The sequence below is a fragment of the Streptomyces sp. NBC_01775 genome (assembly GCF_035917675.1).
Taxonomy (GTDB): Bacteria; Actinomycetota; Actinomycetes; order Streptomycetales; family Streptomycetaceae; genus Streptomyces.
This window is the reverse complement of record NZ_CP109104.1, coordinates 2,204,595-2,216,956: the sequence shown is the minus strand read 5'-3', so window position 1 is coordinate 2,216,956 and position 12,362 is coordinate 2,204,595. Positions and strand designations below refer to the sequence as shown.

General features: G+C 72.7%; 10 protein-coding genes and 1 pseudogene. 5 read left to right on the top strand and 6 right to left on the bottom strand.

Annotation, left to right across the window (positions count from 1 at the left end):
* The first annotated feature begins 33 nt into the window (after window positions 1-33).
* On the top strand, window positions 34-690 hold the full coding sequence (locus OHB04_RS10000; protein ID WP_326687309.1) for a TetR/AcrR family transcriptional regulator: 657 nt from the start codon (window positions 34-36) through the stop codon (window positions 688-690).
* A 259-nt stretch (window positions 691-949) separates the two neighbouring features.
* On the top strand, window positions 950-1,912 hold the full coding sequence (locus OHB04_RS09995) for a carbohydrate kinase family protein (protein WP_326687308.1): 963 nt from the start codon (window positions 950-952) through the stop codon (window positions 1,910-1,912).
* Window positions 1,913-2,047: 135 nt separating this feature from the next.
* On the opposite strand, the gene OHB04_RS09990 is transcribed toward OHB04_RS09995, so the two are convergent.
* Complete coding sequence (locus OHB04_RS09990) at window positions 2,048-2,467, bottom strand: NUDIX hydrolase (protein WP_326687307.1); 420 nt, start codon at window positions 2,465-2,467, stop codon at window positions 2,048-2,050.
* On the opposite strand from OHB04_RS09990, the gene OHB04_RS41790 reads away from it, so the two are divergent.
* The gene (locus OHB04_RS41790; protein WP_442814802.1) at window positions 2,446-2,763 is read left to right on the top strand and encodes a TetR family transcriptional regulator C-terminal domain-containing protein; all 318 of its coding nucleotides are present in this window, start codon (window positions 2,446-2,448) and stop codon (window positions 2,761-2,763) included. The two genes, OHB04_RS09990 and OHB04_RS41790, sit on opposite strands and share 22 nt — an antisense overlap.
* Before the next feature lie 30 nt (window positions 2,764-2,793).
* Here OHB04_RS41790 and tnpA read toward each other — a convergent pair whose 3' ends face one another.
* A complete protein-coding gene (tnpA, locus tag OHB04_RS09980) occupies window positions 2,794-3,225 on the bottom strand; it encodes an IS200/IS605 family transposase (RefSeq protein ID WP_326807303.1) in 432 nt (143 codons plus the stop codon).
* A 23-nt stretch (window positions 3,226-3,248) separates the two neighbouring features.
* Between tnpA and OHB04_RS09975 the strand changes: the two are divergent.
* A pseudogene (locus OHB04_RS09975) lies at window positions 3,249-4,593 on the top strand (RNA-guided endonuclease InsQ/TnpB family protein).
* A 229-nt stretch (window positions 4,594-4,822) separates the two neighbouring features.
* On the opposite strand, the gene OHB04_RS09970 reads toward OHB04_RS09975, so the two are convergent.
* Window positions 4,823-6,496 carry an acyl-CoA dehydrogenase family protein gene (locus OHB04_RS09970; RefSeq protein ID WP_326807302.1) on the bottom strand — a complete coding sequence of 558 codons (1,674 nt, stop codon included), beginning with the start codon at window positions 6,494-6,496 and terminating at the stop codon, window positions 4,823-4,825.
* Window positions 6,497-6,514: 18 nt separating this feature from the next.
* Here OHB04_RS09970 and OHB04_RS09965 point away from each other — a divergent pair, with 18 nt between their 5' ends.
* Window positions 6,515-7,699 (top strand): YihY/virulence factor BrkB family protein, encoded by a 1,185-nt coding sequence (locus OHB04_RS09965; RefSeq protein WP_405806014.1) that lies wholly within the window; start codon window positions 6,515-6,517, stop codon window positions 7,697-7,699.
* A gap of 143 nt (window positions 7,700-7,842) precedes the next feature.
* Here OHB04_RS09965 and OHB04_RS09960 read toward each other — a convergent pair whose 3' ends face one another.
* The 3 genes from OHB04_RS09960 to OHB04_RS09950 all read right to left on the bottom strand — a co-directional run bounded on the left by OHB04_RS09960 (window position 7,843) and on the right by OHB04_RS09950 (window position 12,291).
* Window positions 7,843-9,117, bottom strand: a complete 1,275-nt coding sequence (locus OHB04_RS09960) for a metal-dependent hydrolase family protein (RefSeq protein WP_326807301.1) — start codon at window positions 9,115-9,117, stop codon at window positions 7,843-7,845.
* Window positions 9,117-10,589, bottom strand: a complete 1,473-nt coding sequence (locus tag OHB04_RS09955) for an MFS transporter (protein WP_326687301.1) — start codon at window positions 10,587-10,589, stop codon at window positions 9,117-9,119. Before OHB04_RS09955 ends, OHB04_RS09960 begins: the two co-directional genes overlap by 1 nt.
* A gap of 64 nt (window positions 10,590-10,653) precedes the next feature.
* Window positions 10,654-12,291, bottom strand: coding sequence for an amidase (locus OHB04_RS09950; RefSeq protein WP_326807300.1), 1,638 nt, complete (start codon window positions 12,289-12,291; stop codon window positions 10,654-10,656).
* Window positions 12,292-12,362 lie beyond the last annotated feature (71 nt).

Genomic DNA, 12,362 nt, shown 5'->3' with positions numbered 1-12,362 from the left:
CCCGAGGCGGGCTCACCCTACGGAGGAGGAGCCATGGCCCAGCGCAAGGAGCGCGCGGACGCCTTGCGCAACCGGGAGTCCGTACTGGCCGCCGCCGACGCGCTGTTCACCCGCAGCGGCAACCCGCACAGCGTCTCCATGGACGACGTCGCCGCGGCGGCGGGCGTCGGAAAGGGCACCCTCTTCCGCCGCTTCGGGGACCGGGCGGGCCTGATCGCCGCCGTGATCGGAGCCCGCCTTGAGCCCTTGCTGGAGCGGGTGCGGGAAGAGGGCAACGCGGGGGACGGGGGGCGCGAGGGGGACACAGCCGGGTCCGCCCTCCCGCCGCGGCAGCGGGTGCGGTCCCTCCTCGACACCGTACTGCGCTTCAAGATCGAGAACCGGCACCTGATGTCGGTCGCCGAGGACGCCGGGATCAGCAGCCCTTACCAGGCCGAGCACTACGTCCGGTGGCACGAGACCCTGTGCGAGACGGTGCGGCAGGTGTCCGGGGTCAGCCACCCGGACTTCACAGCCCACGCCCTGCTGTCCACCGTCCGTGCCGACCTCGTGACGCACCTGGTCGACGGCCTGGGGATGCCCCAGGACGAGCTGCGGGCCGCCCTCGCCGCGCACGTCGACGCCCTTCTCGGCCCGGATACCGAGGGCGCGGATTCCGAGAACCTGGATTCCGAGGGTGCGGACCCCTAGGGCGGGGAAGTCGAGGCTGCGGACCACGGGGACGTCGAGACCGCAGACCACAGGTCCGCAGACCACAAGGTCGCAGACCACCAGGCCGCGAAATCCCAGGCCGCCGCAGGGCCCCCGGGTTCCGCCGCCCGGGGCGCGTGAGGGAAGCTGCTCCTGCTTCTGCTCGTGGCCGGCACCGACCGCAGCCGGGAGTGGCCGCGGTCCGAAAGGGCCGCGACAGCAAACCTGTTGCTGACAGAGACGACAGAAGGGCCCCAGCATGTCCGAACGTCCTATCGCGGTTCTGGGCGAGTGCGTGGCCGACGCGTTCGTCACCTCACCGGACGCCGCACCCGAAGGGGCGCTCGGCCTGGAGGTCTTCCCCGGCGGCGGCCCGGCCAACACGGCCGTGGCGCTGGCCCGGCTCGGTGTGCCCACCCGTTTCCTGGGACGGCTGTCCCAGGATGTGTTCGGGCGGCTGTTCCGCGCCCACCTCGACGCGTCCGGCGTCGACCTGAGCCGGGCGGTGAAGGCCGCCGAGCCCAGCACGCTCGGTGTCGCCGACCTGGCTGAGGACGGCAGCGCCGACTTCTCCTTCCACGCCCAGGGCACCGCCGACTGGCAGTGGCGGGACGCCGAACTGGCCGCCGCCTCCGCGGGCCCGGTCGCCTGCCTGCACACCGGCTCGCTGGCGCTGGTGCGGGAGCCGGGCGGCGCCGCCGTCGAACGGCTGCTGGGGGACGTACGGGAGCGCGCCACGGTCTCCGTCGACCCCAACGTCCGCCCCCTGCTGGTCGATCCGGTTGTCTACCGCGAGGCCCTGCCCCGCTGGTGCGCGGCCACCGACATCCTGCGGCTCTCCGACGACGATTTGGCCCACCTGCGCCCGGGTGCGGGACCGGAGGAGGCGGCCGACGCCTTCCACGCGGACGGAGCCGGGCTGGTCGTCGTCACCTTGGGCGCCGGGGGAGTCCTCGCCTCGCTGCGGGGGAGGCGGGTGCGCGTGGCGACCCCGCGCACCGAGGTCGTGGACACGGTGGGAGCCGGCGACTCCTTCATGGCGGGCTTCCTCCACGCCCTCTACAGGGCGGGCGAGCTGGGCGGACGGCTGGACGGGCTGACCGTCGAGCGGGTCGAGGAGGCGCTGACGTTCGGGACGCGGGTGGCCGCCGCCGTGGTGGCTGTACGCGGTGCGAACCCCCCATGGGCCGCCGACCTGGGCCTGCCCGCCACCCGCGGCTGAACGGGACGCTCCCGGGGCGGTCCCGGTCCCGGTTCCCGGTTCCCGGTTCCGGTGACGGTTCCCGGTTCCGGTGACGGTTCCCGGTTCCGGTGACGGTGCCGGGATCCGCTCCCGGTGCGGGATCCGGCCCCGGCCTCAGCCGAGGGGCAGCAGCGGCATGACGTGGTTGCGGACGGCCGGAGCGAGGGTGAGGCCCGGCCCTTCCGTACCGTCCGTCCAGCGCAGCGCCGCGATCTCGGCGGCCGGAGCGGGACGACCCTCCAGCGCGGCGCTGAAGACCGTCAGCCGCATCGGCACCCCTTCAAGCGCGGCCGTCGCGCGGACCTCCGTCAGCGGCGTGACCGAGACGGGTGTGACGCCCAACTCCTCGCGCAGCTCCCGCACCAGTGCCTCTCGGGCGCTCTCCCCGGGCTCGGGTTTGCCGCCGGGCAGGTAGAAGAAATCGGGGGCCGCCTTCTTGCTGACGACCAGGAGCCGGCCGTCCACCACGACGGCCGCCGCCGATACGACCAGCTCAGCGGCCTCGTCCACGGGTGCGGCGCTCTCGCTCTCCATGGCCCGATCCTCTCAGCCCCGCCGCGCTCGCCGGGGCCCCGGCCCTTGGCCCGCTCCTCCTGAGACAGCGCACGGCGCAGCATCAGGGCCCCGTACACGACATGGTGGCCCGCTTTCTGCTGCGCGGGCGGCGGTTGCTGATCAACGACCTGCGGATCGCGGCCGACGTGGGCGAACTGCCCCACGACATAGAGCCCGAACAGCTCGCGTTCGAGCTTCACGGCCTTCTACCTTTGATCTTGGCCAGTGCTCCCCCGTTTACGGGGGAGGTGAAGGCCATCTCAGAATTGCTCTGACCCGCACGTGAGCACGGTCCGCTATCAAGCTCAGCCCGTGGGGCGCTTCTGGTTCTCGATGTACTGCTTCACGACGGTCAGGGGCGCCCCGCCGCATGAGCCGGCGAAGTAGGAGCCGGACCAGAAGTGGCCGCCCCACAGGTACCGGCGTAGGTGCGCGTCGTGCTCCTTGCGCAGCAGCCGGGCGGAGACGCCCTTGAGGCTGTTGACGAGTTTGGAGAGCTGGACTTTCGGCGGGTAGTGCACGAGCAGGTGTACGTGATCCTCCTCGCCGTTGAAGTGTTTCAGCTCCGCCTCGAAGTCCGCGCAGACTTCTCGCATGATCTCTTCGCAGCGCGTCAGCATGGCGTCGGTCATGGCATTGCGCCGGTACTTCGTGACAAAAACCAAGTGAACATGCAGGTTATAGACGACATGGCGGCCGGTGCGCACATCGGGATTCGGGTTCCATCGAGGTGACATGAACCAAATGATGGAGTGATCGCATGACCTCGGAACTCGGCTTGGCGAAGAGGCAGTTCGGGCATCGTGCCCGGCTGGTGCTCAGCCCTGCCGAGATTCGCGTTCTGGAGGACCAGGCGCACGGTGCCCGCACCATGTGGAACTGCCTGCACTCGGTGGCTGATGATGCCGAAGCCGGCGCGCACTCTGGCGAACGCCGACGCGGCGATACGCCAGGCCCGTAAGGATCTCGATTACCTCGGTGCGGTGCCCGCGCAGGCCGCGCAGGCCGTGCTGAAGACGTACTTCCGGGCCTGGGTGAACTGCTGGGACGGCCGCGCTGACGAGCCGAACTACAAGGGCCGGTTCCGCACCGCGATGTCCGTGGACATCCCGCAGGGACGGGACTTGAACATCGTCCGCGTGCACCGCCGGTGGGGCATGGTCAACATTCCCAAGGTCGGCCGGGCCCGTTTCCGCTGGACCAAAGATCTTCCCGTCGGGAAGAAGGCGAACAAGGAGAACCGGATCACCGGCGCCCGGCTGGTCAAGGACGCTTTGGGCTGGCATATCGCCTTCCGCGTCCAGACCCTCGACCGCGCCTCACAGTCGCATCAGGGACCGGAAATCGGCATTGACGCGGGAGTGAACATCCCCCTGGCCCTGTCCAACGAGGACCACCAGGACCACGGTCGTGCACCCCGTCTCCCGGACGGCACCGCCGACCGGGACAAGTGGCTCACACCCAAGGAGAAGGCCAAGCTCCTCAGCCTGGAGCGGCAGGCCACACACCGCAAGACCTTCCGCAAGAAGGGGGAGAAGACCTCCCGTCGCTTGCAGCACACCTACGACCAGATCAAGCAGCTCCGAGCAAAAGCCACGCGACGAGCCCTTGACTGGCAGCACCAGAGCACCACCTACCTCGCCCGCACATACGGTGTGATCGTGGTGGAACAGCTCAGCATCCTCGGCATGACCAAAGCCCCCGCCCCCAAGCCCGACCCCGACAACGCGGGCGAGTTCCTGCGCAACGGGGCCAAGGCGAAGGCCGGGACGAACCGCTCCATCGCCCAGGAAGCATGGGGCCGGACCGTGACGATGCTGATGTACAAGGCCGCCCGTTACGGCGGCCAGCTCGTCAAGGTCCCCGCCCCCTACACCTCCCAGCGGTGCTCAGCCTGCGGATTCGTCACCCCCGGCAGCCGAGAGAGTCAAGAGACGTTCGTATGCAAGAACCCCCACTGCGGCTTCCAGTGCAACGCCGACTGGAACGCGGCCCGGAACATCTTGCACCTGTACCGGATCGGCCACGTCATCGTGGAGGTCCCGGCCGCCGGAAGGTGCGGTCGCAGGCCGGGTAAAACCGTCAAACCTGCCGCAGCAATGTAGGCAGGAATCCCCTTCCTGAGCTTGCGAAGGGAGGGGAGAACTTCAAATGGCCCTCAACCAGGAACTCCAGCTGTTCGCCGACGCCACGGCCCCGGCCAGAACCCGCCGCGCCCTGACGCCTGCTGGCCCCGGCGGACTGAGGACCGCACAGCGCTGAACCGCCTGCGGCGTGTGGGGACCCCCACCGCGGCGGAGCCGCGTATGACACAGACCCGCGGCCCTTTGGGCCTCACGCCACCGGCCGCGCCCGCTCCACCAGTGCCTTCAGGTGCGGCCCCGAGGGCAGGGTGCCGAAGGCCGCGCCCCAGTCGCCGCCCAGCCGCGAGGCGCAGAACGCGTCGGCGGTCTCCGGCGGTGCGAAGCGCACCAGCAAGGAGCCCTGGAGCACCAGTGCCATCCGCTCCACCAGGCGTCGGGCCCGCGCCTCGATGCCGTCCAGGTCGGACAGCTGCGTGAGCATGTCCTTGACCGCGGCGTCCAGCCGGTGATCGGCGCCGCGCGCGTGCCCGAGCTCCGTCAAGAAGGCGTTCAGCGACTCCGGCGAGCGCTGGAGCGCCCGCAGCACATCCAGCGCCTGCACATTCCCCGAGCCCTCCCACAGGGAGTTGAGCGGCGACTCGCGCAGCAGCCGGGGCATGCCCGACTCCTCGACGTAGCCGTTGCCGCCCAGACACTCCAGCGCCTCGCCCGCCAGCGGCACACAGCGCTTGGTGACCCAGTACTTCGCGGTCGGCACGGCCAGCCGCAGCAGGGCCCGGTCGTGCGCCGCGGCCTCGCCCTCGCCCGCCGCGCTGTCGTAGGCGGCGGCCAGCCGTAGCGCGAGCGTGGTGGCCGCCTCCGACTCCAGCGCCATGTCCGCCAGCACGTTGCGCATCAGCGGCTGCTCGATCAGCTCCTTGCCGAACACCGAACGGTGCGCCGCGTGGTGGGTGGCCTGCGCCACGGCCTGCCGCATCAGCGCGGCGGAGCCCGTCACACAGTCCAGCCGGGTCGCGGCGACCATCTCGATGATCGTCGCGACGCCGCGGCCCTCCTCGCCGACGCGGCGCGCCCACGTCGTCCCGTCGAACTCGACCTCGCTGGAGGCGTTGGAGCGGTTGCCCAGCTTGTCCTTGAGCCGCTGGATACGGAAGGTGTTGCGCGTCCCGTCGGGCAGCACGCGCGGCACCAGGAAGCAGGTCAGCCCCCCGGGAGCCTGCGCCAGCACGAGGAAGACGTCCGACATCGGCGCCGAGCAGAACCACTTGTGCCCCGTCAGCGCGTACTCGCCGGCGCCCGCGCCGCCGTCCCCGGTCAGCGGGGCCGCCTCCGTCGTGTTGGCCCGTACGTCGCTGCCGCCCTGCTTCTCCGTCATGCCCATCCCGGCGATGGCGCCCGCCTTGGCGCCCGCCGGCCGGTCCAGGCCGTAGTCGTAGGTGTGCGAGCCCAGCAGCGGCTCCCACTCGGCCGCCAGCCCCGGCTCCTTGCGCAGCGCGGGCACGGCGGCGTGCGTCATCGACAGCGGACAGCCGTGCCCCGCCTCGACCTGCGACCACACGTAGAAGGCCGCGCTGCGCCGCAGCTGGCCGTCGGGGCGCGACCACGGATCGGTCAGCCCCGCCGCCACCCCGCGCTCCATCAGCCGGTGCCAGGAGGGGTGGAAGTCGACCTCGTCGATCCGGTGGCCATAGCGGTCGTGTGTCCGCAAGGCAGGCGGGCACTCGTTGGCCTGTGTGCCCCATTCCTGAGCCTGCGCGGAACCCGCCGCGCCGCCCAGCTCGGCAAGCTCGGCGCGGGCCTGTTCGGCGCGCTCCGGCGCCACATGCCGGGCCACTCCCTCCACCAGGGCCGCGTCGGCGGAGAAGACGTCGTAGTCGGCCAGGGGCGGGGCCTGGTTGGTCACGGTGTGTGTCGAGGCTGGCATGCCAGATACGTTAAAGACGTGCGTGCAGTCGAGGAAACCCCTGAGCAGACCCCCGAACGGGCCCCGAGATGGCCTCCCGGGCGGTCCCGTCGCCAGATTCGCCGTGCCCGGGTCAAATACAGGGACGTGCCCAAACGGCGGATGGCGTGGCTGCTGCTCAAGGACACGGTCAACTCCTGCATGGAATACCGCGTCCTCGGGCTGGCCGCCGAGGCCGCGTTCTTCACGCTGATCTCGATCCCGCCGCTGCTGCTGGGCATGATCGGTCTCCTCGGCTATCTCGACTGGATCGGCGCCGAGGCGATCGAATCCCTTCGCACAAACTTCCTGGACGCCTCTACCACCGTCCTGTCCGACAAGGGGGTCAACGAGCTCGCCCGCCCGCTGATCGACGACGTGATCAAGGGCGGCGGTCCCGACGTCATCTCGCTCGGCTTCGCGCTGGCCCTGTGGTCGGGCTCGCGCGCGGTGAACGTCTTCATCGACACCATCACCGTGATGTACGGGCTCGACGGGCGGCGCGGCATCGTCAAGACGCGGGTGCTGTCCTTCGGGCTGTACCTGGTGGCGCTGGTCATCGGCGCGGTCGCGCTTCCGCTGATGGTGGCGGGGCCCGACGCGGTGCTGCGGCTGGTGCCGCAGGCCGAGTGGGTCGTCACGGTCTTCTACTGGCCGGTGGTGCTGCTGCTGTCCATCGCCTTCCTCACCACGCTCTACCACGTGTCCGTGCCGGTGCGCTCACCCTGGCGCGAGGACATTCCCGGGGCGCTGGTGGCCCTGGTGATGTGGGTGCTGGGCAGCTTCCTGCTGCGGCTGTACCTCACCAACACGGTCGAGGGACCCACCATCTACGGCTCGCTCGCCGCGCCCGTCGCCGTCCTGCTGTGGATCGGCGTGTCGGCCTTCGCCGTGCTGGTGGGCGCCGCCGTCAACGCCGCCATCGACCACGTGTGGCCCTCGGTCGCCACGGCCGCGGCCCGCCGCGCGAACGAGCGCCGCCGCGAGGAGGCGGCGGCCGAGGTCGTCGCCGCCGTCGCGGCCCGGCGCGCCCGCAGCGACGGGAACGGCGACGGCACGGACGACGGCGCCGAGGACGCCCCCGCCGAGTTCCCCGAACGCTGGACGAAGTTCCTGCCCCCCTCTGACATACGAGGCCGCCTCCACCGCCCCCGCGACCGGAACGGCGACAGCGACGGCGAGTGACGGCTCGCGCCCGGCCGCCCGGTGGCCGATCTCGCGGAGGGCCCGTGGGTGCCGGCCGTCGGCAGACATGGTGCGGCGGCGGGCGCTGGCGCTCCCTCGCCGCCAGCGACCGCCGCCGCGGTCTCGTTCCCCCGTGGTCCGGATCAGCCCTGGCCGAGCCCCAGGTCCTTGTACGCGACACCGTCCTTGAGGACCAGCGCGATGTTCTCCGGCTCGCTGAGGGAGGCGATGTCCTCCAGCGGGTTGGTGCGGGCCACGACGACATCGGCGCGCTTGCCCGGCTCCAGCGTGCCGAGGGTGTCGGCCATGCCGAGGAGTTCGGCCGCCTCGCTGGTGCCGGCCAGCAGCGCGCCCATCGGCGTCATACCGGCCTCGACGAGATGGGCCAGCTCGCGCAGGTTGGTGCCGTGCTCGGCGATGCCGCAGTCGGTGCCCAGGGCGACGCGCACGCCGCGCCGGATGGCGTGCGGAATGTGGGTACGCGCCACGTTCTGCCAGTGCTTCTTCTTGGCGTAGGCCCAGCTCGCGGCCTTGGCCGGGTCCGGGTCGGTGTTGGCCGTCGTCAGCGTCGGGACGAGGAAGGTGCCGCGCTCCAGCATCAGGTCGATGGCCTCGTCGTCGATCTCGTAGCCGTGTTCGACGCTGGCCACTCCGCCGCGTACGGCGTTGAGGATGCCGCCCCTGCCCTGCGCGTGGGCGGCGACCTTCTTGCCCCGGTGCCCCGCCGCGATCTGGGTGATGGCGCGGATCTCGTCCTCCAGGAACCCGTCGTCGTCGGGCTGGTCGGTAGGGCTCCACACGCCGCCCGTCGCCGCGACCTTGACGCAGTCGGCGCCCTGCCGCAGCACCCCGCGCACGGCGGCGCGGCAGGCGTCGGGTCCGTCGGCCAGGCGGCTCATGCCGGGGTCGTTCTCCCCGTTGTCGGTGCCCATGCGGAAGTCGCCGTGGCCGCCGGTCGGGCTGAGCATGGCCACCGCCACCAGCAGCCTGGGCCCGGTCACCAGGCCCTCCTCGACGGCGCGCTTGTGCCCGGTGTCGGCGCCGCCCAGGTCCCGGGCCGTGGTGACGCCCGCCTCCAGGGTCTGCCGCATACGGGGCGCCGAGAGGAAGGTGCGCAGCGAGGGCGGCATGGCGCGCAGTTCCGCGTGGTTGAGGGCGCCGCCGGGGACGGTCATGTGGACGTGGCAGTCGATGAAGCCCGGCAGGATCGTGCCGCCGCCCACATCGACCCGGCGGGTGCCCGGCGACAGCCGCGGATGCGCCCCGGCGGGACCTGCCCAGCGCACGGTGCCCTCCTCGATCAGCACGGCGCCGTCGACGAGGGGCTCGCCTCCCCGGCCGTCGATCAGCACGCCGCCTTCCAGCAGCACGGGTCCGGGAGCCGGCGGCACGGGTCCGGGGGCGGTGCGGGCGATCATCACGCGAGGTCCTTTCCGGCGAGCGCCGGGACGGGAGTGGCGGGGGAGGAGACGCCCGGAGCGCGGGCCAGCACGGCGGCGGCCAGCGCCACCAGCGCCGAGACGGCCGCGCAGCACCACCACACGGTGGTGTAGGCGGACTCGGTGGGCACGTCGGTGCCCGCGAAGGTGACGGCGCTGAGGATCGCGGCGAACACGGCTCCCGAGACGCTGCCGCCCAGCGTCTTGGCGGTGTTGTAGATGCCGGTCGCCACCCCGGTGCGCTCGGCGGGGCTGGCGTCCAGCACGAGGGCGGGCATCGCGCTGAGCGCCAGCCCGGTGCCGAAGCCGGTCAGGGAGTTGGCGGCGACGAACTGCCACACGGCCCCGTGCGCGAGCACCAGCGCCGCGTAGCCGACCGCCATGAACACCCCGCTCAGCCCCAGCACGGTGCGCGGCGCCAGCACCCGGTAGAGCCGGGGCGCCACGGTGGAGGCCAGGAAGGCGGCGACGCCCCACGGCAGCATCGTCCAGCCGATCGCCAGGGAGTCGTAGCCGAAGCCGTAGCCCACCTTCTCCGGCGGGCTCGACAAGAAGAGCGAGGCGGCGGTCTGCGAGCCGAACAGCGCCGCACCGAGCAGGAAGCTGCCCCCGTACACCGGCAGCAGGTTGCGCTTGGCGCTCAGCCGGATGTCCACGATGGGCTGCGACACCCGCAGTTCGACCAGCACCCAGACCACCAGCGTGACGACCGCGAGCGCGAACAGGCCCAGCGTGCCGCCCCCGGCCCAGCCCCACGCGGGACCCTGCGCGATGCCCAGCAGCAGCGCGCACAGCCCGACGGTCAGCAGCCCGGCGCCCGCCCAGTCGACCGTGGCCCTGGCGCGGGTCACGGACTCGGGCACCAGGAAGAAGACGACGCCGACGCACACCACCGTGACGGCGGCGGGCACCCACAGCACCCCGTGCACCGTGGCCGTCACCTCGCCCAGCAGCCCGGCCACGACCAGACCCACGCTGGCGCCGACGGTCAGCGCGCCCACCAGCATGCCGATGGCGCTGCGCGCCCCCTCGGGGTCGAGCCGGTCGCGCACCAGGCCCATCTCCAGCGGCAGCAGCGCGGCCAACGGGCCCTGGAGGACCCGGCCGAGCAGCAGCACCGCGAAGGACGGGGACCAGGCGACGAGGATCGAGCCGACGGCCAGGCACACCATGCCGACCCGCAGCAGCCGCCGGTGCCCGTACATGTCGCCGAGCCTGCCGAACAACGGCACGCACACGGCGGCGGCCAGCAACTGGGCGCTGCTGACCCAGTTCAGCTTGCCCGCGCCCACCCCCAGCGAGGTGCCCAGCTCGGGCAGGAGCGCGGGCATCATCCCCTGGATGACACCGCTGACGAGTTCGATGAAGACCAGGAATCCGACGACCGTGGCGACGCGGACGCCACCCGGCGCGGGCGCTCCCGCGCCGGCGAGGGGCTGAACACGCGACATGGGTTCTCCAGTGGGACGGGACGGGGGGAGGGCGAGCGGGAAGGCGGGGGAGCGCCGGTGCCGGTCAGCGGGCGGGCGCCGTGAGGAGCCGTCCCGAGCGGGCGAGCACCCGGGCCAGGGCGGCCACGGCGGCCGGTTCCCCGGGATCGAGCGCGAGCCCCGCGTCGGCGAGTGCCGCCTCGACGGCGGCGCCGGTCTCACCGGGGACTTCACCCGCCGGGTCCGCGCCCGGATCCGCGCCCAGGTCCGCGCCCGGGTCCCGGTCCGCGAGCAGGCCCCGGCGCGCGTCCGGATCCGGTACCGCGTCGGGCCGCTGGGCCGGATCGGGCGCGGCCCGCCGCAGGTGCCAGGAGGTGCGCCGCTGATAGGCGTCACCGGCGGCCAGCAGCAGCCGCTCCGCGTGGGGTTCGCCCACGAGCTGGAGCGAGAGCGGGAGCCCCGCCGGGTCCGCACCCATGGGCAGCGCCAGCGCGGGGAAGCCGGCCGGGTTCCAAACGGCGGTCAGGTTCAGCTCGTCGCCGGGCGCGCTCTCCCGCGTGTAGGGGCGGGCGGCGGCGGGCCAGGTCGGGGTGGCGATCAGGTCGGCTCCGCCGGGTCCGCGCAGGCGCTCCAGCAGCGCGGCGCGGGTACGGCGCCGGGAGTGCTGGGCGCGCAGGTACAGATGCGCGGGCACCAACGCGCCGGCCGCGGCGAGGCGCCGGAAGACCCGGCCGTGGTCGGCCCAGCGCGCGCCCAGCCGCTCACCGTGCTCGGCGAACGCCTCGGCCAGCATCGTCACCGTGCTCTCGGCCAGCAGCGTCTCGAACTCGGGCAGCGCGAAGTCCACGACCACGGCGCCCGCGTTCCGCAGCGTCTCCAGCGCCGCCTCGAATGCGGCCCGGCACTCGACGCTGACGGCCTCGTCCTCCAGCAGCGCGAACGGCACGCCGACCCGCAGCCCCCGCAGCCCCTCCCCGGACCCGTCACCCAGCGGTGGGCGGGCCGGGCGCGGCGCTCCGGGGTGCTCGGGCGGTACGAGGACGTCGAGCAGCAGCGCACAGTCGGCGGCGGCCACCCCCATCGGCCCGACGACGTCCTGGGTGGGGCTCAGCGGCAGGACGCCGTCCTTGTCGACGAGCCCGAACGTGGTCTTCAGGCCGGTCGTGCCGCACAGCGCCGCGGGGAGGCGCACGCTGCCGGAGGTGTCGGTACCCAGCGCGCCCAGGAACAGCCCGGTGGCGATCCCCGCGCCGTTGCCGGTGCTCGACCCGCCCGTCCAGCACCGCGGGTCCCAGGGGTTGCGCGGCAGCGGGAAGGCGTGGCGCGGGTCGGGCCTGCCCATCGCGTACTCGGTCAGCGTCGTCTTGCCCAGGACGACGGCGCCCGCGGCGCGCAGCCGGGCGACAGCGGGGGCGTCCCGGCCGCGCCACCAGGACGGGTCGTGGGCCGGGCTCTGCGCGGTGACCGGGCCTTCGGCTGCGGCGAAGTTGTCCTTGAGCGCGAGGGGCAGCCCGTGCAGGGGACCGCGCTCGCGGGCCGGCCGGGCGTCGGCGGCCTTGGCCGCGGTCAGCGCCTCTTCGGGGAAGCGGTTGACGTAGACCCCGAGCAGCGGGTCGAGCACCTCGGCGTCGGCGAGTGCGGCCTCCACCAGCTCACGGCTGCTGATCTTGCCGGTGCGCAGCGCTTCCGCTGCTTCGGTGAGGGTGGCGAAGGGCTGCCGCACGGTACCTCCTCTCCCGTCGTGGCCTGGCTGTTGAGCGGCTGTCGGGCTGTGTCGGGTGGCTGTCGGGACGG